The sequence below is a fragment of the Helicobacter mehlei genome, from assembly GCF_003660265.1.
In the GTDB taxonomy this organism is placed as follows: Bacteria; Campylobacterota; Campylobacteria; order Campylobacterales; family Helicobacteraceae; genus Helicobacter; species Helicobacter mehlei.
This window is the reverse complement of record NZ_QXQP01000013.1, coordinates 16679-38743: the sequence shown is the minus strand read 5'-3', so window position 1 is coordinate 38743 and position 22065 is coordinate 16679. Positions and strand designations below refer to the sequence as shown.

Sequence of the window (22065 nt, the reverse complement as noted above, 5' to 3'; positions counted from 1 at the left end):
ATGGCGGGTTGATTTGGGGTGTAAATGAGTAGCACTTAGCAAAAAACGTGTTTTTAAAGCTCCTAAGTAAAATCGCCATGCTATATTTTAAAGCAAAAATTATTTTTGAGGATGGCATGGATTTTGGGTTTTTTGATTATGCGATCTTTTTTGTGGCGGCATTTTGTGCGGGCTTGATTGATTCCATTGCGGGGGGCGGGGGGTTGATTAGCGTGCCAACCCTCATGGCAATGGGCGTGCCTGTGCATATGGTGCTAGCCACCAATAAATTACAAAGTAGCTTTGGTAGCTTTAGCGCGGCTTTTAATTTTTGGCGCAAAGGGCTAGTCTCACTCCAAGAAATTTGGCTAGGCATTGTTTTTGTATTTGTGGGTGCATGCTTGGGGACTTATGTAATCTTGCTCTTGCAGGCAAATTTGTTGCGTCTGTTAATCCCGATTTTCTTGAGCGTAATTTTTTTATACACTCTTTTTAGCCCCAAAATTGGCGAACAAGAAAGCCAGCCCAAGCTCAAACCCGCCATTTTTTATGGGGTCTTTGGGTTTATCTTGGGGTTTTATGATGGCTTCTTTGGACCCGGGACGGGCTCTTTTTGGACTTTTTTAATGCTCGCCCTACTAGGCTTGCCCATGAAAAAGTCAGTGGCGCGTACAAAAGTTTTAAATTTCACTAGTAATATCGTGAGCTTGGGTGTTTTTATACTGGGATCGCCAATCTTATGGAGTGTCGGACTTTTAATGGGGCTAGGGCAAATGTTGGGGGCTTTTGTGGGCTCCCACTTGGTGATGGTTAAAGAGGTCAAGTTCATCCGCACGATTTTTTTAGGGGTCGTGGGTGTTACGATTCTCAAATTGCTTTGGGATTATGCCGTTAAAATTTAATATTAATTTTAAATCGGTAGAATGTCCATCATTTTATGCAGGAGAGTTTCATGGCAACTAGAAAAGAACATGATTTTATTGGCGAGATGGAGATTGATGATAGCCTATATTATGGTATTCAAACTTTGCGGGCAGTGGAAAACTTCAACATCACGCACGATCGACTTTATAACTACCCCATCTTTATCCGATCCTTTGCACAAGTCAAAAAAGCCGCTGCTTTAGCCAATGCTGATTTAGGGCTCATTGAGGTTAAGATCAAAGATGCGATCTGCCATGCTTGCGATAAAATCATTGATGGTGAGCACCATGATCAATTTGTCGTGGATATGATTCAAGGCGGGGCGGGCACAAGCACCAACATGAATGTCAATGAGGTCATCGCCAACATGGCATTGGAGTATTTGGGGCATAAAAAGGGCGAGTACCAATACTGCCACCCCAATGACCATGTCAATCGTTCCCAAAGCACAAACGATGTCTATCCTTCAGCACTCAAGATCGCCATTTATGAACGCTTGGATCACCTAACCCAAATCCTTAAAATCCTTAAAGATGCCTTTGCCAAGAAATCTAAGGAGTTCGCCCATATCCTCAAAATGGGGCGTACCCAGCTTCAAGATGCTGTGCCTATGACTTTGGGACAGGAATTTGAAACCTTTGTTTCTATGGTGAAAAAGGACATCCAGCATGTCTTTGATGCTAGAGAATGGACTCGCGTCCTGAATTTAGGCGGGACGGCTATTGGCACGGGGATCAACTCCCACCCAGATTATAAACGCATCGTGGAAAAGAAAATCCAAGAAGTGACCGGTCGCCCCTTCACCATTGCTAGCGATTTGATTGAGGCTAGCCAAAGCACGGGGGCTTATGTGCAAGTCAGCGGGGCACTCAAAAGGATTGCCATCAAACTCTCTAAAATCTGTAACGATCTGCGCTTGCTAAGCTCAGGACCGCGTGCGGGCTTAAATGAAATTAATCTACCCAAAATGCAACCGGGTAGCTCCATTATGCCCGGTAAAGTCAATCCGGTCATCCCTGAAGTGGTGAATCAAGTGTGCTTTTCGGTCATTGGCAATGACCTAGCTGTCGCGATGGCAGCTGAGGGTGGGCAACTCCAACTCAATGTTTTTGAACCTGTGATCGCCTATAAACTCTTCCATTCTTTCCTAATGCTCAACCGCGCGATCCGCACCTTGGTTGAAAAGTGTATCAATGGCATCACGGCTAACGAAAAAATTTGTCATGATTATGTTTTTAATAGCATTGGCATTGTTACCGCGCTCAACCCACACATTGGCTATGAAAAATCCGCTTCCATTGCTAAAGAAGCCTTGGATACGGGTAAATCAGTCCATCAGATCGTGCTGGAACGCCAGTTGCTCACCCAAGAACAATTAGATGAGATTTTCCAACCAGCCAACATGCTAAGTCCCCATGTCTTTAAAAAGCACAAGGACTAGCTATTGTCTAAATTTTTAATTTTAGGCATGCTCTGTGGGGCGTTGCTCTGCGCCAAGGCTCCCCACAAACGGGATTTATTGCCCCTGCCCCCAGCCAAGCAAGTTGTGGTGCAACTTGAAGAGCCTTGCGATGAAGCTTGTTTGCAAAAGCTCTATGAGGAAGGGCAGGTCTTTTCCTTTATGGCGTATTTTTCAGAGGGCATCAAGCACCCCCAACTACGCGATGATTACCAAATCATCAATAACTGGCTCAACCCACCCGCCTTGCAAGAGGTTTTCACCGAACAACAATTTTCCCCAGACACCCCTTACCATGTGGCACTCCTAGTGCCCAAAAAGGTAATCGGGCGTTATAGCAATGCCGCCATTAATGCCATTTTGGCTTATCTCTCTTATAAAAACCACGATTTTATCTTTAAAGTCTTTGATAGCCAACAAGAAGATCCCGAGAGTTTAAAACAAACCTATCAGGCCATTGAAAAAGAAGACTTTCCTTTTGTCATCGCCCTTTTAACCCAAAGTGGCGTGGAGAATTTGATCGCCCAAACACCCTTGAATCTGCCAACCATCATCCCCACGGTGCATAAAAACCAGCTTGAAAAATTAACTAATTTGCCTGCCTCTTTGCTCTTTGGCGGGATTGACTTTATCCAGCAAGTCCATGCACTTTTGGATTTGGGGCAATATAACCCCCTAGTGGTCTATAATGATGATAGTTTTCGGGGTGCCATGTTGGGCAAGAGTTTAAAGGACTTGGGCGCGCAAATCATCTTGGAGGACACCATCACCTTTAAAAAGGCGAGCACTTTTTCTAGGGAGCTTAAGGGACAGGCCAAATACTTAAAAAATGCGGTGGTCTTTTTTAACACACCCATTGTCAAAACCGGGCTCTTGCTCTCCCAAATTAGCCGTCTGCCCAAAGCCGACCGCCCCAAAATGATGCTCTCCTCCCAGATCAACTTCAATTTATCCATGTTCATGCTCACCCAGCCTAGGGATCGCACTAACTTTTACCTCACCAGTGCGATTGGCAAAACTAGCCCCTATCTTAGCCAATATGCCTCCATTCTCAATACAGACTTGCAATATGATTGGGTGAGTTATGCTAGTTTGGATAGTTTGGATCACATGCTCACGCGATTTTATGCCAACTTCAAGCCCGATTTTAGCGAGCCTCTGCAGGATCGGCAAATTATCTACACCAACACCATCTATACTCCTAAGAATTTGGGCTTTGCCCCCGAAGGGATTGCCCCAACCCCCCAGTCTAGCGCACAAGATACGCCCCCACCAGTCCAAACCCTCCTTGTAAAGCCCTAATATGTTAGTGATTTTAAAGCATGCCACTCCCTTGTCTTGTTGCTACGAAGCGATCCGCACTTGTTACCAGAGTTTTGCCAATAGCGATGGAGGCGGGCGTAAAGATTTAGAACTCATCGATCGCGTTGCCAACAAATACCGCCATAACTCCACCCTAGAACATCTCTTTTATAATTTTGATATTCAAGGCATTAGCCGCGCTTGTTTGCAAGAGTTAGCCCGCCACCGCATGGCTAGCTTTTCAGTCAAATCCAGCCGTTACACCCTCAAAGAGCTCCAAGCCCAAGAGAGCTTTTTACCCCTTGAAGAGCCAAATCTCCAGCGCGCCCAAGAGTTTTTGGTCTTTACGGGAGTGGAGGCTGTCGATCATGCTAGCGTGCAAGCCCTAGAAAATTTACGGCTCTTGATTGTGGGGCATGTGAAAAATGATTATGCTAAGTTTGCCATGCCTGAGAGTTATAAAACCAGTCTAGCCTTTAGCATCAATGCCCGCAGTTTGCAAAACTTTTTGAGCTTACGCACGCACAACAAAGCCCTTTGGGAAATCCGCCTTTTAGCCCTCAAGCTTTATGAAGCCTTGCCCAGCGAGCACCAATACCTCTTTGAGGATTGTATCCACAAAGTAGCCCAACAAGCATGAAAACCATCCATTTGGTGGATACCTTCAACCTCCTTTTTAAATTCTACTACCCCTTTAGAGATTGGCACACTTCAGCAGGCTTTAACACCGCATGGCTGAGTGCCTTTGCCCATGTGATCCAGAAGGTCTATAAATTCAAAGCTAATGCTCTGATCTTTGCTCTAGAGAGCCCTAAAAGCCAGCGCAAAACCCTTTATCCGGATTATAAAGCCAAACGCCTAAGCCCCCCCCATCTAGAGGAACAACTCCCCATTATTTTTGATTGGATCAAGCAAATGGATTTATGCGCTTTGAGTGTGGAGGGTTATGAAAGCGATGATGTGATTGCCAGTCTTAGCACACTTTTTAGCCAACAGGGTTACCAAGTGCGCATTTTAAGCAATGATAAGGATTTTTACCAGCTGGTTAGCCCCTCTGTGTGCGTGCATGACTTTGCGGGCAACACCGATCGGGGCGTGGCATTTTGCCTTGAAAAATACAAAATACCCCCCCACCAATTTAGGGATTATCAAGGTTTGGTGGGTGATAGTAGCGATGGGTATAAGGGCGTGGAGGGAATCGGGCCTGCCTATGCGATCAAATTATTAAATGCCTTTGAAAACTTAGAAAATCTCTATGATCCAATCAATTCCCCCAAGCTTGCCAGCATGCTACCCCCCAAACTCTTAGATGCCCTCATTAGAGATAAAAATCAAGCTTTTTTAAGCAGGCAACTAGCCACCTTACAGACTAATCTTTTTACAAGCACCCCCCCAGCCCTCTTCCCCACACAAAACCCCCTTTTGCGCATTAGCCATGAGCTCAAAAAATACGAAATGTTTGCCCTGCTCAAGCAGATCACACCCACCACACTTTTTGAGAGCACGCCCCCCACCCCCAAGCTTGCCATTTGCACCCCCAAGCAAGCCACAGAGTGGCTAACCCCTTTTGATCGGTGTGCTATCCAGCTAGTCAAAACATCTAATGAGGTGCTAGGTCTTGGCATTTTAGCAATTACTGGAAAACCCGATACACAAGCCTTTATTTTTGTGGATATACGCCAAGACTTTACACCTTTTTTGCACGCCCTCTACCAACGCCACATCATTGGCTACCAACTCAAAGATGTTTTTAATGCCTTTAGGGCTACAAAAATCCCCCTACCCAAGCACTATGATGACATTGCCCTTTTAGCATGGCTGGTACACTCTAGCCTAGAACCCACCATTAGCGCATTAGCCCAAGTTTTTAAAAGCCAAGCCCACCCCTTGCACGCCATAAAAGAGATCAATCTCAATACCCTTGCTGGTTTGGCACTAGATAATACCCGTCTTATCGCGCAAGCCTACAGCCATTACCAAAACACCCTAAGCCCTGATCTGTGGCAAATCGCTCACGATCTGGAATACCCGCTTTTAGAAACTCTTTTTGAGATGGAAGGGCATGGCTTTAGCATTGATCGAGAATATTTCCAAGCCCTCTATACCCAGTTTGTGAGAGATTTAGAGGACTTGCAAAAGAGTATCCAAGAGATGGTGGGGGCTATTAATATCAATTCTAGCAAACAATGGGCGCAATTGCTATACGAACAATTAGCCCTACCCACTAAGGGGATCAAGAAAAACAAAACGGGTTTTTCTACCGATGAGATGAGTTTAAAAACCTTGCAAGAAAATGCCCCCCAAAGCGTGCAAGGAATCGATGTCCATACTCTTTTAGGCAAACTCCTAGAATACCGCGAGATTTTCAAGCTCCAATCCACCTACCTGCAGCCCATTTTAGATCAGTACACAGCGGGCAAAATCCACACCACCTTTTACCAAAACACCACCGCCTCCTCAAGGCTTAGCTCCGCCCACCCCAATTTACAAAATATCCCCATCCGCACACCTCTAGGCAAGAAGATCGCGCAAGGTTTTATCGCCAGCCCTCACATGTTGTTACTAGGCATTGATTACTCCCAAATTGAATTGCGTCTTTTAGCCCATTTTAGCCAAGATGCCCACTTGATTACAGCCTTTAAACAAGATCAAGACATCCATTTAAACACCGCCCAAGCCCTCTTTGGCGATCAAGCTTTAGAAAAACGCGCCATTGCCAAGAGCATTAATTTTGCCTTGATTTATGGCATGGGGCCTAAACGTTTGAGCCAATCGCTCAAAATCAGCCTAGAACAAGCCAAAGAATACACCCAACACTATTTTAACACCTTCCCCACGATCCAAGATTTCCTAGAGCAACTCAAAGCCCGCATCGAACAAGAGGGGGAGATCACCACCCTTTTAGGGCACAAACGGCATTTTGATTTTAGCCATGCCAGCCCCAAGCTGAGGGCGGATTATTTGCGTGAGGGGGTTAATACCCTTTTTCAAGGCAGTGCCAGCGATCTAGTCAAGCTTGCCATGCTCAAAATCCAAGAATATACCAAGCAACACCCCCAAATTAAAATGCTCGTGCAAGTGCATGATGAGATCATCTTAGAAGTACCCCAAGAGCAAGCCCCCCAGATCGCCCGAGATTTAAAAGAGCTAATGGAAAATATCTACCCCCTAAGCGTGCCTCTAAGTTGCCATGCCAACTTAGCCACTAACTGGGGGGATTTAAAGGGCTAGAGTCTAGAAGTTATAAACATAGTTGGCAAAGACAGCGATATTGCGTCTGAAAACCATCGTGCCTTGTGCCCCTTTGGCAACATTGCCATATATCTGTTGCATCTGTTGCAATGTCTTCATTTTGAAGTAAGGGTCATCAATGGTGGGGATGCGGATACCCACTTCAAAGCCCTGATGTTTAGTCAAATTAGCCCTAAACCCGATGTTAAAGATGAATTGCACGAAAGTAGGCGAGACACTGGCTTGCAAAAGCTTACTAATCTCTTTATTCTTGTCTATCAAGCTTGCAAAGTCTGCATAATAGTCATTCATGCTGATGCAAGCGGTGCTATTGCTATTGGGATTAGGATTTGCATAACGGCATTGCCCATTAGCCTTACCTCCGCCCTCTAGCCAGCTACTCCCCCCAATCATCACACCCACAAAGAACCCGTAAGTTTGGTTATTTTTTTCATAGAAGTTATAGAGCGCATCGATCCCCACGCCATAAAAGAGATTAGCCGAGGGCTGGCTACTTTTCTTGGTTAAGAATGTCATGGTCGTGTCATCAAAAACTTGATATTCATAAGGATAATTCCCACCCTGTCCGCTGAAAAACCCATAATAACGCAAACCCCAGTGTTTTTTCTGCCCAAAGAATTGCTTGTAACCAAACTGGATATCTGCCCCAAAGAGGTTGCCATTAAACTTGCCCGAGCTACCAGCAGCCACGCTCGTATAACCATTAAAAAATGGCAATGCGTTAGCACCACTCGTCTTATTAGAACGCTCAAAATTAGAATACTGGAACCCGCCCTCGATGAATGCACCGTTTTTTTCTGCGCTTAAAGAAACAAGAGAAAAAAGACCTAAAGCCGTTGCTCTTAAAAGAGAACACTTAAAGCTGTGCTGTGCTGTGCTGTGCTGTGCTGTGCTGTGCTACTACCATACCAAAAAACCCCTTAAAAACTAGAATAAAGTGATAATAAAAAAACAATGCAATGCTAATCCTTTTTGGCTTATATGTCAAGCCTTTAGGCTTGATTTTCAGGCTCTAAGTGGATGGATACGATTTCGCTCTTGGTGAAGATGCGCACAGGGGGTCCCCAAAAGCCACAACCGCTACTCACAATCATTTGGCAGTCTTTTAAATGATAATGCCCATAGATGTATTTTTGATCCAGCCACACCAAGAGGCTAAAGGGGAATATTTGCCCAGCATGGGTGTGCCCGCACAAAATCAAGTCGGGTTTTTGTTCTAAATGTGTTAAGGATTTGGGTTGGTGGGAGAGTAAAACACTGGGCAGATTGGGGTTGGCTTGGGTAAAGATAGTCTTAAAATCGGGTTCAAAACGCTTAAAGCGATACCCTATCAGGTCATTTACACCCATTAGATTAAGCCCTGCAACTTGGACACTCTCATTTTGCAATACGCGTAAATGATTCTTTTGAAACACTTTAACAAGCGCATCCACCCCGTGGTAATATTCATGGTTGCCCAGCACACAATACACGCCATATTTAGATTGGATACTTTTAAGCGGGGTTAAATCCTTTTGTACCAACTGAGCCTTCAAATCCGCCAAGTCCCCCACAATCACGACGATATCCGGATCAAGCGCGTTAATACGATCGACAATCTTTTGCAAGTAATCTTTTTTAAGATACGCCCCTATATGCACATCGCTGATCATCACAAGGTGGCACGCTTCTTTTAAATTTTTTAGCTTTACACTGCGCCTTGTGATCACAAGATTGGTTGAATTGTAAAAGCCCTTTGCCATAGAGGTAAAGAAAACCCCTAGTAGACCTATATCCAAGAGTTTTTTAAGGCTTTGGCGTCTGTGCGTATCTGTGCTTTGGTGCAGTGTTTTAAGCGCGATGGAGTGCAATAATAGCAGGCAGAAGAGAATAAAACTTGCGGCCATGCTCATCCCGCCTAGGGCATACAAGAAGGTATGTAATGTCTCCAAATGGGCAAAAACTTTCATCTGCACGATTCGATAGAGAATGTTTAAAGCATACAGACAAATAGGCAGAAAACGCAGAAGAGGATAGGCAGACTTCCTTAGCCTCAGATAGCTAAAGAAGTTCATGCAAAAGAAGACAAAAAGAAAAATTAGAGTAAAAGTTGTTATGCTCATAGGGGCAAGTTTTACCATGCTAATCTCCTCTTTTTCCTTAAGCAAAGAAGAGAGGGCAGAAAAGATTAATAGGGGTGTCCATCTCCTTGTTGGGCAAATATCCCGCTTAACTGTTTTTAAAGTCTTGCACTAAAGCCTCTTTGATGGCGTTACGATTCTTTTCTTTGCCCCCTAGATGGTAGAAATGATCTAATAGCTCTATCTGATGTTCTTGATAGCGGTGAAGATATGGATTGGTTCTGTATGTGTTGCTATGCCAAGTAGAAAGCAAAAAACTAGCTTGTGTGTGTTCAAGCAAGTCATAGAGTGTTTCCTCGTACTTAGGACTCCACAGACTAAAATAGTCAGCATGTCTGCCAATGTAGGGGGGATCGCAGTAAATCAAGTCACCCTTTTGTGCCTGTTTAAAAATTTGCATAAAATTACAGCAGAGAAATGTGTAGTCGTTTTGAGCTATACGCTCACTGACCCATTTAACTTGATTTGTGATTTTTGTAATGTAAGCAGGGGCAAAACGGCGATCTTTCTTGCAATAGGGGACATTGAAATCCCCCCTAGAATTGAAACGCATCAATCCATTAAAACAACTGCGGTTAAGAAATAAAAAATCATGAGAGTCTTGGTTCTTATTAAATCTCTGCCGTATTTTTAAATAATGTGCCTGCCCTTCTTGTTCTAGTTTTTGACCCTCTTGGATTAAAAACGCACGCACCGAATCCTCAGTAAGTGTGCCTTCTTTAATTGCATTGTAAAAATTAATGATATGGGGGTTATTATCACTAAAAACCGCCACTTTGGGCATTAAATTAAGCCCAACTACGCCACTTCCCATAAAGGGTTCATAATAAACACCAACATCTAAAGTCTTAAAAACTTCTTGAATATAGGGGACAATTTTAGTTTTAATCCCTTGAATCTTCAAGGGAGGAATCCTTACTTTTTGGGATTCTAGCATGGCTTAATGCCTCGGTAGCGTAGATATGCATCAAGGTTGCGGATGGGCTTTTGAATCCCCGTAGGGTCTGTAATATTGATATACCCATAGTTCATCCAGTAATCGTCAAAAATCTCTTCGCCTAATTTTGCAAAAACTCCCCTTTCGTGTAAAATATCCGCAATCACTTTAATGCTCCCAATATTAGCGGTGTTCCCACTCCCACTTGTATCGCTGGCTATTTTATATTTTTCGACAAAAAACAATGTGAGATTTTTAATCACTGATGGGATACACTGCAAATCTTGCAAACCATAACGCTCCAATTCATTGACTTTGACGCGGTCATAAATGATCCCTAGACAGAAATGCCCTTTGTAACTCTTGTAAGGGAATTGGATATTTTTACACGATTCTCTGTTTCTAAAATATTCCCCATGCGAACCTAGAGTGAAGCCATTGCATAAATTCGGATTTTTTGCGTTGCGGTAGGTTGTTTTTAAATCAATGGCGTATTTTAGTGCTGGATTTGCCTTAGACACAAACGATAAATCTGGGTAATAGTTTTGATGGCTAGGCAAGACCACATCAAAACCACAATCTTCAGCAAATTCTAGGATATAGGGAAACATGTGAATCTCGAGAATCTTAGAAACCACTTTTGTGTCATTTGATAGAGAAAACAAACGCCTTTCACTATCGATAAACCCCTTGATTTTCCATTGGTGATCGGGCTGGCAAATCTGTTCCTTAAGCTTTTCTAAAAACATTCTAAAAGCCCTCATAAAATCCACTTTACACATAACTTGCCCCTAACCTGTAAATTATGTCCCCTTGCTCGCCAAATACTCCTCATAACTCCCCCTAAAATCGATCACCTTTGCGCCCTTGTTGCTAGGCACAAGTTCAATAATGCGATTCGCATACGCGCTAATGAGTTCGCGATCGTGGCTGACACAAATCAACGCCCCCTCAAATTTATACAACGCCTCGCCTAAAGCGATGATCGCCTCTAGGTCTAGATGGTTAGTGGGCTCGTCCAGCACTAAAAAATTGCCCTTTTCAAGCATCAGCTTGCTTAAAACCATGCGGTGTTTCTCCCCCCCACTCAGCGCATTAATGCTTTTTTCTTGCTCTGCCCCGCTAAAGAGCATGCGCCCTAAAGCGTTGCGCACCTCACCACTCTCAATCTTTTTATTGAAGTTAAAAAGCCATTGATACAGGCTTTCCTCCCCCTGAATGCTCTCGCTCACATCTTGGGGAAAATAGCCCCTTAGCACAGTCGCGCCCCATTTTACACTCCCACTATCTGGAGCCAACTCCTCTACTAGGATTTTACACAGCGTGCTCTTGCCCACGCCATTAGGCCCAATCAAGGCGATCTTATCTTTGGGGGCGATTTTTAGGCTGACATTTTTCAGCACCACCAAATCCCCATAAGACTTAGAAATCTGGCTACATTCTAAAGCTTCGTTGCCAATGGTGCGCTGAGGTTTAAAGACAATGCTAGGATCGCGCCGACTAGAGACCTCAATGCTTTGAATATCCAGTTTATCTAATTGCTTTTGGCGGCTAGTGGCTTGGCGCGCCTTGCTCGCATTGGCTGAAAAGCGCGCGATAAAGCGTTCTAGCTCCTCTTTTTCCTTGAGCTTTTTATTGCGTTCGGCTTCTTTTTGTTTGGCAATTAAAGTAGAGGCGATGTACCAATCATCGTAATTGCCGCTAAACTCTCTGAGCGTGTTAAAATCCAAATCTAAAATATGCGTGCAAACGGCGTTTAAAAAGTGGCGATCGTGGCTGATGATGACCATTGTGCCTTCATGGCGTTTCAAGTTCTCCTCTAGCCAAGCGATCGCGTTTAAATCTAGGTTGTTAGTGGGTTCATCTAGTAGCAAAATATCAGGCTTGGGGAAGAGCACTTGAGCGAGCAGAATCTTAAATTTGTCGCTACTAGGCAAACTTTGCATTAAGTCATTATGCCGACTAGCTGGAATGCCCAAATCCTCTAAGATTTTCTCTACCACCACCTCGCATTCATAAAGTGGGTCTTCTTGCACGCAAATCATCTCTAGTTCGGCCAAACGGGCATTGACCTTGTCATCGCTCAAATCCGCTTGGCTGTAGAGTTTTTCTTTTTCTTTGAGCGCGTCATAGAGGGTTTTATTGCCCATGAGTACCGCGTCTTTTAAGCTAAACTCTTCAAAGGCGTATTGGTCTTGGCCTAAAACCCCTACTTTAAGCCCAGAACCCACGCTAATCTCCCCGCTGCTAGGCTCGATCTCCCCGGCTAAAATCTTTAAAAAGGTGCTCTTGCCTGCACCATTGGCCCCAATCAGCCCGTAGCGTTTGTGTGCGTCTAATTTGAGATTGACATTTTCAAAGAGCTTTTTAGTGGCATAGCGCATGCTAACTTGTGTGGCTTGTAACATGGTGATCCTAAAGTTTTTAACTCAAGTATAACTACTTTACATGAAAACTTGCCTTTTTAATGCCAAAATTTAAGATACTCAAGGCACTTAAAGCAAAGAGAGCCGCGCACAGCCCGTTAAAATTGACATTTAAATGCGCCACCAACCCACCAGCCAGAGAGGCAAAAGTGATCCCCACATTAAAAGAGGCTTCATTGAGCGCGATGGTGTCATTTTGGGTGTTTGGGGTAAAAACGCGGGCTAGATGGTTACACAACATTTTAAGCGGGGCGATGCAAGCAAAGCCAAAAAAGCCAAAGCCCATGACATTGGCGATTAAAACCCACTTGGGTAGGTAGTAGCTAAAACTCATTGCGCTTAAGGTCAAAATCTGCATGGTGAGCAAAAAGCCTAAAGAGGCAAAAGAGCCCCTTAAATCTGCTAGTTTGCCCCCAAAGAGATTCCCCACTATGGCGGCAATGCCAAAGAATAAATAGGCATTGGCAATGCTTATCGAACTAAAGCCGTGTTGTTCTAAGAGCACGCGCAAATAAATATAGACCACAAACATGGAACCACAAGAAAAGGCGGTTACCAAAAAGCCCTGCCACACGGGCGCAAAACCAAAAGCTATCCATAGATTTTTAAAACTTGCTTGCTTGCTACTGAGTTTGGGCATGATGAATAGGGCGCAGAGGGCGACTAAACAGCTCACACAAGCGATCAGCAAAAAGGGGGCTAAGAGTCCATAATGTTTGGATACTAGAATGCCTATGGGGACGCCGGTAACTAACGCGATGGTTAGCCCGCTGACCATCAAACTTAACGCCATGGTGGTTTTGGACTTGGGCGCAACCTTAATGCTAATGATGGTGGCGATCACAAAGAAGAGCCCATGCATTAATCCCCCAATAAAGCGCGCCACTAGCGCGATCCAAAGGCTAGAACTGACAAACATGATCGCATTGGAGAGAGAGAAGATGGCGAGGGTGAAAATGAGCTGGTTTCTGTAATTAAAAGAGGAGATGAGCACGCTCACAATGGGCGCGCCCACCACCACCCCTAAAGCATAAAGCGTGGCTAGATTGCCCACCTGACTATCAGACACTCCATAATAAGCACTCAAGGGGGTTAAAATTCCAGAGACAATGAATTCGGCTACCCCCAAGCAAAAACTAGAGAGGGCTAATAAAATGATGATTCGCAAATAATGCCGCATACCACACCTTGTAAAATGGCATATTAAACCTCTTAATCCCACATCCCACAAGACTTTTTGAGGTATTCAAACGCCTTCTTTAAATCGGGTTCTACACCCAAGCCCTTGTCGTAGATTTGGCTTAATCGGCGGAAAACCTCTTGTTTTTCATACCTTCCTCCAAGTGCCTTTGTGTAATAGGCAAGTGCCTTAGAATAGTCTTGTGGCACCCCCTCGCCATTAAAATACATCTCGGCCAACGCAAAATAGGCTTCGTAGTCCTCTTTGATTGCGATTGCCTTTTGGAAGTATTCTAGGGCTTTTTGGTAGTTTTGCACGCACCCCCTGCCCTCGTAATAGCTCCGCCCCACATAGGTATAAAGCTTCGTGTTGCCTAGCTCAATGGCTTGGAGACACCACTCTAGAGTTTGTGCATAGCTATAGTATTTTTTGCCCCAATACGCCATCCGGTTATATGCCTCTGCACCAAAGACCTCTGTAGCCAATATGGCTGCTTTTTGATAATAAAACACCGCCTTTTTGTCTTCCTTATCTAAGCCCGCCCCCTGGCTATGCTCTAAGTATCTCTTAGCCACTCTGTGGCAAATGCGCGCCCTCTCTAGCTTGCTCTTGCCCATTTTGATGGCTTTATTGTAATATGCCTGGGCTTTTTCAGGGTCTTTAACCCCCTCATTATAAAGATATATGTCTGCCAAATTAAAACAAGCGATTTCAGAACCCATATCCGCTGCTAAATTCAGGTATCCTAAGCTTTGTTGGATATCCACAGCCACCCCATTACCCCTAGCGTAAAAACGCCCTAACATTTCATAAGCCCTAAAATCCCCCATTTCTCCCGCTTTTTTAAAATATTCTAGAGCTTTGGCAAAGTTAGGGCATTCTGTAATCCCTGTTGGTCTATAATGGTGATAGATCTCACCGATTTGATAAAAACCCTCCACATCGCCCAACTCCGCACTCTTTTCATAGTATCTGATGGCTTTTTGAAAATATCTATGGTTGTCTGCTCGGAGGGCTCTTAAAAAATAAACATCTACCTTTCTAGGGAAGGCTTGGTTAGAACCCTCACCCCCCGCTTTAAAGTCCTGCACGGGCAGATCATCAAACAACGCCACCAGTCTTAAAAAATCAAGGGCATAGCGGTAAGTATCAAAGTGGTATTGGGCATGGCATGTGCCCCTGCTGTTTTTAAAGAGTTTGGTAAAGGCGGGGGTGTTTTGGGCTTCTTTGAGATTTTGCGCCCCACAAGTGATCAACCAAATATGTCCGTTGTCATCATCTAAATTTGCCCAACACACATAAAACCCATGTGCCCTCTCTAACTTGGCTGTATTGACCAAATCCTCTTGCAAGATAGACTGGGGGGCAAAAATGAGCATGCTCTCCACGCTTTGCACGCCTTTAGGACCTAAAAGCTTAAAAGGCGTTTTGTAAAGCGCACACACCCACCCGATCTTTTCCAAACATTGATTTAAATCTTTGGTAATGTCTTTTGAGCGTGGGTAGTGTCCTTTATAAGAACTCTTTGCAAACTCTGCAAAGTTACCCTCAAGCCTTTGACGCTCTGCAAACTCTAAACCCACCCGCTCGATCACCGCATACCTCCCTACACCGCATATTCTTTGAAAAACGCATACAGACGCTGGTAAATCTCCTCTGTGCGGGCTTTGATGTCCTCTAGCAGCCAATCGCTTTTGGGGAATTTGGCTAAGTCCTGCGCCTCTAAGAACTTGGATTTGGCATACTTGCTCTTTTTGGCATCAAAATAACCATTGCTCGCCTTGATGTTAAGCGGTTTTTCTAAAAGGATCTTGTTGCCAATAGACTCGACTAAAGCATTTGCCTCTTTTGGGCTAAGCTTGACATAATTTGTCTGCCACTTTTTGGGGAAAATGTGCTCGATCTCGGGTTTTTCACAAACCCCTGTGGGTTGCTCGGGGTATTTTAAACACATGTTGAGAGCCAAAAGGGATTTTGTGAGTCTCTTTGTTTGCGCCGCTTCAAAGAAAGTGCGGAAAGTGTATTCGCTCCTCTGGGTAGTAACCACGCCCTCTAAAATATCTTGACTCCCCGCTTTAAAGTCTATGGTGCCTGTTTTGTAAAGTGAAGTGTAGGCATGGTAGATCAGGTCTTTAATCTGCCCGGAGTGCCGACTGATGGTATAGACCAAAAAGTGCGCGCATGTCCGCATTAAAAGTTCCTCATGCCCTTTAAGATAGTCCTTGCCATTCTCTAGACAATACACATAGTAAGCTCCATCCAAGAATTGCCAATACCCATTCTCTAAAGCGCAAAGGACATCATAAAGATGGTGTGATTTAAGGCTGTAATTGCGTGTCCCTCCATTGCCATACCAATACTCCCGCATTTTTGCAATTTCTTGCATGATCGAGCCATCTTTGAGTAGGTTGCGGTGCTTGTTCAAAAAGAAAGGGCGCAAGCCAATTTCGCGACTTTTATCCCCATGGCGCGCCCGCAAGTTGTGCATACCAAGTCTAAAGAGAAAAGGGAGTCCGTCTTCTTCTTTGTTGTATTTTAATTGCTCTAACTCTTGCCACTGCGCAATAAATGCCTCTCTCTCTTGCCCACTCCTGCTAGAAAAAATCACGCTTTTAAAAATGTCTGTGTCATTTAAAGGGAGTCCCCTCGTGTTGAGCGTGTTAAAGACCCTTAAGGCGTATTCTAAGCGTTCATCTTCACTGGCTGACCCCCCACACTCTACAGAGAGCACAATACAAGAGTGCAACACACATAAACATAGATTGTGGAAAGTCGTGGGGTGCTCTGTGGCAAACTCATCTAAGCGGGCGCAAAAATAGCGGTAGTTTTTTTCATAGTTTGAGCTATCTTGCTCCTCATCTTGCTCTAGCCCCTTTTCTAAGATGTTTTGCAAGATTTGGTGCTTGTCCCCACTGATGGCGTGGCTGACTAAGTGGGGCTTAGCGGGGTTTGGCTCACCTGTAACACCATCAATCTCCCACAGACAAGAGGCAAGATTGTCTAACAAGCGTTGCATTTTGCCATTGTTTTCACGGGTGAGTTTGGCGTGCATGGCTTTGAGTAACAGCATTAAAGTCGTGGTGCGCTGTTGCCCATCCACGATGTGCTTTTGATCCTTAATGGGGTAAATGACAACCGATCCCAAGAAGTAGGGGTTTTGATCAAGCTCACCCCCCCCCCCCCCCTCAAAAAACGCCGTGATGTCCTCCCACAACTGCGAACACTCTTTTAACTCCCACGCATAATCCCTTTGATACTCTGGCACCACAAATTTATTTTTAGACAGATAGTCTAAAATATCCATTTGTAAAGTGCTCATTTCTAACTTACTTGCCATAAAAACCTCCGATCAAAATGTAGGTTTTTATTCTAACATGGCTTGATTCATGGAGGGCAAATAGGGCAATTAAAGCCTAATGCCCGCCCAAAAGGCTAATAAGACAGAGAGTCTATATGCGCGTTTGTTCATCAACTACTAACCTAAAGCACGCACACAATTTTTAGTCAAGCCACCTACAGAGGTGAGCCCTGCCCCGCTATTGGGTTTCCAAGCGATCCGCATGGGAGACTGATTTTTGCATCAAAAAGCAGATTTTATGAGGGTTTTGAGTCCCCCTCCAAGCTAAAGACTCTTAAAGTTTTAGGACTGGTCCTAAGGTCGGTAACAACTTGGCTTTTTCGTCTTTATCTCTAGTTTTTCTATCAAGCATAGCAAGAACCGTTGCTTTTATATCCTGCAAGTCGTTATAATTACTTTTTGGATTTCCTTCACTTCGTATAGATCATCCCCACTAACTGCATTTGGATTAGCATTGGCAACGAGTGTTTGTTGGAACTGTTTTCTGTCCTCCCTCATCTCGTTGAGCAGTTGGTTAAACTTTTCGTCAGATTTGGCTTGGTTTTCTTGCATCTTGTCAAGGACATTACTAAGAGCTTTGACCCCTTCACTAGTCTCTTGGCGAGATTGCTCGATTGAGTTGTTGATAGAAGTGGTCAAAGATTGCAAACTAAAGAGAAACTCATTAGCAAGACTGATAACCGTTGGGTTGCTCATAATATTCTCGATTATGGTATCAAAAGTAACCACTTCTGTAGGCTGGACGACTTGACTATTTTTGGTATTTTGGCTAACAAGCGTGTTTTTTATATCCTTAATCATAGTCCCCAACTCATCATAGTGGTGTTGCAAATTCACCTCATGCTCATATTCCCTTTCCAGCTGAACCCTTCTTTGCTCTTCCTCTTGCTTGGCACTGAGATAATTAAGACCATGCTCAAACAACTTCACGCCAATTCGTGCCTCCGATCGGCTCAATTTAATCCCTCGATAATAAGAATGCTTCCAATAACCCATTGTAAATCCTTTTTATATTTAATTTTCACTAACACCATGTCCTAGACAAATCATGGCGGGGTAAATTCCTACATCGGTATTATTTACGCTAATTTTTAATGCCAACTAGCCATGCTTAGAAAAAAGCGGGGTGAATTTTTGCAAGATACAGCCATGGATCATAAAGAAGTTGATCCCATCTTGATGGGTGTAGCTCAAGCGTAGCTCCAAAGTATCTAGGGCACTTTTAATGATATACATGCCCAGCCCAAAGCCATGCCCATCGTTGGGATTTTCATGGTGGAAATAGGGCTTGAAGTAATGCATAAGGTCTTCTTTGAGGGCTGGAGCGCGGTTGGAGATGATCACATCTGCGCCGGCGACCTCAATATGTGCCCGTTTATCAACGCTGTATTTGAGCGCATTATCCAAGAGATTTTTAACCGCCAAAGCAAATAGCTGGAAGTCCGTTTCAAAAGCCCCATTGGGACCCTCAAAGCGGATACAAGTATTGCCCCGCTCCAATAAGAGCATGCTTTTGACATGTTCTAAGAGCTTGTCCATGTAAAAAATCTCTTTGGTTACTTTGTAGTTCTTAGAGGAGAGTTGTTCGATGCGGGCAAATTGCTCGATTAAGGAGTTGAGTCGTTTAAAGGTGGCTAGGAGTCTCTCTTTTTGCAAAGCATTATCCACCATTTCGGCAACAATCATGCCCTTAGCGATGGGGGTTCTAAGCTCGTGCATGATGGCGCGCAAGAATAAAATACGTGATTCGTTCATGCCCTTGATCTTTTTAATGGCATTATCAAAGGCTAGAGCCAGATCGCCAATCTCATCTTTTTGATCGATCTTACATTCAATATCCATCTCTCCATTGGAAAATAGATGCACCTTTTTGCGTAACTCATTGATGGGGATAAAGCCCTGCAACATGAACATGAAAATGACAATAATCAAAAAAGCCCCTACTGAGATGGCAAAGTAGTAGTTGCGGTAAGAAGTTTTGTGAATCTCTTTGTAAAGCACCGTATCGCCCTGATTTTTGAGCGAGATAAAAATTTTATTACCCACCTTGATGATTTTGGCTAGAGGGTTTTCGCTATGTTCCACCATGTCTTTGTGCTGGGCTAGAACCTCGTTTAATTCGTTTTGATTGACCTCTTGAAAACCCAATTCATGCAAATACACCTCAGCAGAGTAGCGGTTACTGCGATCGGCTAAAACTTGGTTAATGGTGGTGATGAATTGCTGGTGGCGGATTTGGGTTTGGAAATTTTCATGATCAATTTGGGAGCGGATGAAGTAGTAAGAAAAGGCGGCAAAGCTCACCAAAGAGATCACAAACAAAAAAACAATCTTGCTAAAGATAGAAAAGGACATCTTAACCTAAAACTCTAGCTTATAGCCCACTCCTCGCACAGAAATGATATGTTTGGGTTTTTTGGGGTCTTTTTCAATCTTGGAGCGCAAACGCCCAATGATCACATCAATGCTTTTATTGGAACTCTCGGGGTTAATCGACTCCGATTCAATGGCAATCGACTCCCTAGAAAACACATACCCCTTTTTGCTAATCAACAAGGTTAAGATCTCATATTCTGCGCGTGTGAGCTCCAACTTTTTATTTTTCATATAGACCTCACGCGAATCCTTGTCAATTCTAAAAAGGTTGTTTTTAGGCTGGGCGACCCCCTCTACCAGGGGTTTTTTGTTATAACGTCTGAGGAGGGATTGAATCCGCGCCAAAAGCTCTTTGGGGTCATAGGGTTTGGGGATATAATCATCAGCACCACACTCTAGGGCTTCGACCTTGTCGTTAATATCATTTCTAGCTGAAGAGATGATGATGGGGATGTCCTTTTGCTTGGAAATTTTCTTGCAAACCTCCAACCCATCTAAGTTGGGCAAGGTCAAATCTAACAACAATAAATCGTAATGTTGCGTGGTGGCTGCGCTGATCCCCGTGTAGGGTTCATCGTAATTCATCACCTCAATACCATGTTGGTTTAAAAACTCGCTTAAAATTTCCGCCAACTCCACATCATCTTCAATCATCAACACTTTAACCATCAACACCTCTTTATTAACTTGCCATTAATCTTAACACAAATCTGATAAATTCACTCTTGGTAGTTTTTCAGTCTCTCTTGCACCATGTAAAGCTGGTATTGCAAGTAATTAACTACCAAATCCAATTTAGCGGGTAAATTCTTAGTTTGGGGGGATTTGAGTCCTTCAAACAAAACGAGGGTTTTTTGCTCCAAGTCCTTTAAAAACTCTCTCTCCTCTTGAGAAATGGGCGAGATGGTCTGTTTAGAGCTGGCTTCTTTGGGGGCTTTGGGCGGGGTGGGACTGCTAGGCTTAGGGACTTTTTGCACCCGATCAATTTCGTTGAGAGTTTGGGAGATAATATTTTTTAATTCCATCGTTCTAGCCACTCCTCAATGGCTTGTAACTCGGCCTGGCTGGTCGCTTGGATAAAGAAAGTCCGCATGTTTTGTACCTGAAAATGTTGCAAGGGAGCGTATTGGGTCAGCGTGGCCTTTTTTTCTAAAGTGAGGGTCTGTGTTTGTGGTGTGCTGGGTCTTTTATGAGGCACAAGAGACTCGAGGCGTCTAGCCCCTTGCAAGGCTTCTTTATGCTGGGGGTTGTGGGTTAAAACGCTCTTGTAAATCTCTAGTGCCTGCTCTTTAAGCCCCTGCAATTCGTAAATACTTGCCAGCGCAATCGTCTTTTCCACGCCACTAGACCCCTTATTGTTTATTCAACTTATTATATAATAGGCACTTTTAATAATTGCTTTGCAAGATCGGTATTTTTTTAAAGTGCCATCAAGGGATCGAATAAAATTAAGGGCTTTTCATGGAAACACATGCTTTGTATGTGGTCGTGGTGGGGTTGGGTTTGAGTGTAGTGAGTGGCTTGCTCCTCAAAAAAATCGAGATGCCCGTTATTATTGGCTATATTCTAACCGGATTGGTGATCGCCCTTTTATTCCATATTGAGGATTTTGAATCTCTCTCTGAGATCGCTGACTTTGGCATTGTATTTTTGATGTTCATGATTGGCATTGAATTTAACTTTGACAAGCTCAAGAGCATGAAACAAGAGGTCCTATTATTTGGCGGACTACAAGTGATTGCGACTTCCTTGCTTTTGCTGTTCTTTGGCTACTTTGTGATGGGGTCTTCTTGGGGTTTTTCTTTGGTGGTGGGCATGGGTTTTTCTCTCTCTTCAACTGCCATTGTGTTAAAATTCTTCGAGGAGAGTAAACAGCTTAATACTACCACTGGTAAAATTGTCGTGGGGATTTTGATCTTCCAAGACATCGCAGCCATCCCCATGTTGCTGATTTTAATGCTCATGGGCGATGAGAATGCGAATTTTGCTAATCTCTTGATCAAAACCGCCATATCAGCCACCATTATTTTATTGCTCTTATTATTGCCCGGCAGACAGGTCGCCACCAAGATTTTAAACTTGGCAGCTGAAAGCCGTTTGCCCGAGCTCTTTATGGGGACAATCTTGCTAATCGTCTTTGGAGCAGCAAGTCTGAGCCATTTTTTTGGCTTTTCCATGTCGTTAGGGGCTTTTGTGGCGGGCATGGCCATTTCTAAATCGCGTTACCGAATCCGCGTTCAAGAGGATTTTGCGCCTTTGAAAAATATTTTCTTGGGGCTTTTTTTTGTTACCGTGGGGATGCAAATCCGCCTAAATTTTTTGATCGCCAACTTCTTTGCGGTGGTGCTGTTGCTGGGCTTGACCATGTCTTTAAAAGTGGGGTTGCTCTATGGGATTTTGCGTATCTTTAGAGATGCCAAAAGTGCCATTAGAGCCGCTCTCTCACTCGCCCAGATTGGCGAGTTTGCACTGGTGGTGTTTTTGAGTGCCAGCAAGCACCACCTCTTGACCTTGCAAAAGCACGAAGGATTATTGGTTTTTTTACGCGAAAAAGGCATTATTCAAGTGGTTTCTACAGACATCCAGCAATTCTTGGTTTTGATGATCGTGTTTTCCATGTTGGTTACGCCCTTTATGCTGAAGTACTTAGATGCTTTAGCAGATTTTCTCACCCATAAACGTCCATCCCAAACGGCTAGCAAAGAGGAAGTCAAGAGTTAATTGTGTTAGAATAATCGGTAGTATAAAGTGG

19 protein-coding genes are annotated in these 22065 nt (G+C 43.9%); 6 read left to right on the top strand and 13 right to left on the bottom strand.

Features of this window, described 5'->3' with window-relative positions; all coding sequences use genetic code 11:
- Nucleotides 1–116: 116 nt before the first annotated feature.
- Genes EAO36_RS05460 through polA form a run of 5 tightly spaced genes read left to right on the top strand, consistent with a single transcriptional unit; the run spans nucleotide 117 to nucleotide 6895 of the window.
- Complete coding sequence (locus EAO36_RS05460; protein WP_120948486.1) at nucleotides 117–881, top strand: TSUP family transporter; 765 nt, start codon at nucleotides 117–119, stop codon at nucleotides 879–881.
- 50 nt (nucleotides 882–931) lie between these two features.
- The gene (gene aspA, locus EAO36_RS05455; protein ID WP_120948456.1) at nucleotides 932–2344 is read left to right on the top strand and encodes an aspartate ammonia-lyase; all 1413 of its coding nucleotides are present in this window, start codon (nucleotides 932–934) and stop codon (nucleotides 2342–2344) included.
- Nucleotides 2345–2347: 3 nt separating this feature from the next.
- Complete coding sequence (locus tag EAO36_RS05450) at nucleotides 2348–3664, top strand: transposase (RefSeq protein WP_205586161.1); 1317 nt, start codon at nucleotides 2348–2350, stop codon at nucleotides 3662–3664.
- 1 nt (nucleotide 3665) lies between these two features.
- Nucleotides 3666–4304: an FAD-dependent thymidylate synthase gene (gene thyX, locus EAO36_RS05445; protein ID WP_120948457.1), complete on the top strand. Its 639-nt coding sequence runs from the start codon at nucleotides 3666–3668 to the stop codon at nucleotides 4302–4304.
- Nucleotides 4301–6895, top strand: coding sequence for a DNA polymerase I (gene polA / locus EAO36_RS05440; RefSeq protein ID WP_120955811.1), 2595 nt, complete (start codon nucleotides 4301–4303; stop codon nucleotides 6893–6895). The genes thyX and polA overlap by 4 nt, the downstream gene beginning before the upstream one ends.
- A gap of 3 nt (nucleotides 6896–6898) precedes the next feature.
- Here polA and EAO36_RS05435 read toward each other — a convergent pair whose 3' ends face one another.
- From EAO36_RS05435 to EAO36_RS05375, 13 genes are all read right to left on the bottom strand, one after another.
- Entirely contained in the window at nucleotides 6899–7633 is a 735-nt protein-coding gene (locus EAO36_RS05435) for an outer membrane protein (protein WP_235852382.1), read from the bottom strand.
- Nucleotides 7634–7908: 275 nt separating this feature from the next.
- Entirely contained in the window at nucleotides 7909–8865 is a 957-nt protein-coding gene (locus EAO36_RS05430; RefSeq protein WP_235852381.1) for a metallophosphoesterase, read from the bottom strand.
- Between the two features lie 259 nt (nucleotides 8866–9124).
- Nucleotides 9125–9940, bottom strand: coding sequence for a DNA adenine methylase (locus tag EAO36_RS05425; protein ID WP_235852380.1), 816 nt, complete (start codon nucleotides 9938–9940; stop codon nucleotides 9125–9127).
- 26 nt (nucleotides 9941–9966) lie between these two features.
- Nucleotides 9967–10755, bottom strand: coding sequence for a type II restriction endonuclease (locus EAO36_RS05420; protein ID WP_120955808.1), 789 nt, complete (start codon nucleotides 10753–10755; stop codon nucleotides 9967–9969).
- Between the two features lie 21 nt (nucleotides 10756–10776).
- Nucleotides 10777–12381 (bottom strand): ABC-F family ATP-binding cassette domain-containing protein, encoded by a 1605-nt coding sequence (locus EAO36_RS05415; protein WP_120955807.1) that lies wholly within the window; start codon nucleotides 12379–12381, stop codon nucleotides 10777–10779.
- A gap of 31 nt (nucleotides 12382–12412) precedes the next feature.
- Complete coding sequence (locus EAO36_RS05410; RefSeq protein ID WP_120955806.1) at nucleotides 12413–13579, bottom strand: MFS transporter; 1167 nt, start codon at nucleotides 13577–13579, stop codon at nucleotides 12413–12415.
- A 32-nt stretch (nucleotides 13580–13611) separates the two neighbouring features.
- Complete coding sequence (locus EAO36_RS05405; RefSeq protein ID WP_120955805.1) at nucleotides 13612–15174, bottom strand: tetratricopeptide repeat protein; 1563 nt, start codon at nucleotides 15172–15174, stop codon at nucleotides 13612–13614.
- An 11-nt stretch (nucleotides 15175–15185) separates the two neighbouring features.
- Nucleotides 15186–16916: a DUF262 domain-containing protein gene (locus tag EAO36_RS05400; RefSeq protein WP_120948464.1), complete on the bottom strand. Its 1731-nt coding sequence runs from the start codon at nucleotides 16914–16916 to the stop codon at nucleotides 15186–15188.
- Nucleotides 16917–17306: 390 nt separating this feature from the next.
- The gene (locus EAO36_RS05395) at nucleotides 17307–17933 is read right to left on the bottom strand and encodes a hypothetical protein (RefSeq protein ID WP_120955804.1); all 627 of its coding nucleotides are present in this window, start codon (nucleotides 17931–17933) and stop codon (nucleotides 17307–17309) included.
- 105 nt (nucleotides 17934–18038) lie between these two features.
- On the bottom strand, nucleotides 18039–19292 hold the full coding sequence (locus tag EAO36_RS05390; protein WP_120955803.1) for an ArsS family sensor histidine kinase: 1254 nt from the start codon (nucleotides 19290–19292) through the stop codon (nucleotides 18039–18041).
- A gap of 6 nt (nucleotides 19293–19298) precedes the next feature.
- A complete protein-coding gene (gene arsR, locus EAO36_RS05385; protein ID WP_120948467.1) occupies nucleotides 19299–19982 on the bottom strand; it encodes an acid response regulator transcription factor ArsR in 684 nt (227 codons plus the stop codon).
- A gap of 50 nt (nucleotides 19983–20032) precedes the next feature.
- Nucleotides 20033–20338 carry a CiaD-like domain-containing protein gene (locus EAO36_RS05380; RefSeq protein ID WP_120948468.1) on the bottom strand — a complete coding sequence of 102 codons (306 nt, stop codon included), beginning with the start codon at nucleotides 20336–20338 and terminating at the stop codon, nucleotides 20033–20035.
- A complete protein-coding gene (locus tag EAO36_RS05375) occupies nucleotides 20329–20652 on the bottom strand; it encodes a hypothetical protein (RefSeq protein ID WP_120948469.1) in 324 nt (107 codons plus the stop codon). The genes EAO36_RS05380 and EAO36_RS05375 overlap by 10 nt, the downstream gene beginning before the upstream one ends.
- A 122-nt stretch (nucleotides 20653–20774) precedes the next feature.
- On the opposite strand from EAO36_RS05375, the gene EAO36_RS05370 reads away from it, so the two are divergent.
- A complete protein-coding gene (locus EAO36_RS05370) occupies nucleotides 20775–22034 on the top strand; it encodes a cation:proton antiporter domain-containing protein (RefSeq protein WP_120948470.1) in 1260 nt (419 codons plus the stop codon).
- Nucleotides 22035–22065 lie beyond the last annotated feature (31 nt).

Bases quoted from the DNA above. Each gene is read 5' to 3' on its own strand.
- EAO36_RS05460 (WP_120948486.1), top strand. From the start codon at position 117: ATGGATTTTGGGTTTTTTGATTATGCGATCTTTTTTGTGGCGGCATTT.
- aspA (WP_120948456.1), top strand. From the start codon at position 932: ATGGCAACTAGAAAAGAACATGATTTTATTGGCGAGATGGAGATTGAT.
- thyX (WP_120948457.1), top strand. From the start codon at position 3,666: ATGTTAGTGATTTTAAAGCATGCCACTCCCTTGTCTTGTTGCTACGAA.
- polA (WP_120955811.1), top strand. From the start codon at position 4,301: ATGAAAACCATCCATTTGGTGGATACCTTCAACCTCCTTTTTAAATTC.
- EAO36_RS05430 (WP_235852381.1), bottom strand. From the start codon at position 8,865: ATGAAAGTTTTTGCCCATTTGGAGACATTACATACCTTCTTGTATGCC.
- EAO36_RS05420 (WP_120955808.1), bottom strand. From the start codon at position 10,755: ATGTGTAAAGTGGATTTTATGAGGGCTTTTAGAATGTTTTTAGAAAAG.
- EAO36_RS05415 (WP_120955807.1), bottom strand. From the start codon at position 12,381: ATGTTACAAGCCACACAAGTTAGCATGCGCTATGCCACTAAAAAGCTC.
- EAO36_RS05410 (WP_120955806.1), bottom strand. From the start codon at position 13,579: ATGCGGCATTATTTGCGAATCATCATTTTATTAGCCCTCTCTAGTTTT.
- EAO36_RS05400 (WP_120948464.1), bottom strand. From the start codon at position 16,916: ATGGCAAGTAAGTTAGAAATGAGCACTTTACAAATGGATATTTTAGAC.
- EAO36_RS05395 (WP_120955804.1), bottom strand. From the start codon at position 17,933: ATGGGTTATTGGAAGCATTCTTATTATCGAGGGATTAAATTGAGCCGA.
- EAO36_RS05390 (WP_120955803.1), bottom strand. From the start codon at position 19,292: ATGTCCTTTTCTATCTTTAGCAAGATTGTTTTTTTGTTTGTGATCTCT.
- arsR (WP_120948467.1), bottom strand. From the start codon at position 19,982: ATGGTTAAAGTGTTGATGATTGAAGATGATGTGGAGTTGGCGGAAATT.
- EAO36_RS05380 (WP_120948468.1), bottom strand. From the start codon at position 20,338: ATGGAATTAAAAAATATTATCTCCCAAACTCTCAACGAAATTGATCGG.
- EAO36_RS05370 (WP_120948470.1), top strand. From the start codon at position 20,775: ATGGAAACACATGCTTTGTATGTGGTCGTGGTGGGGTTGGGTTTGAGT.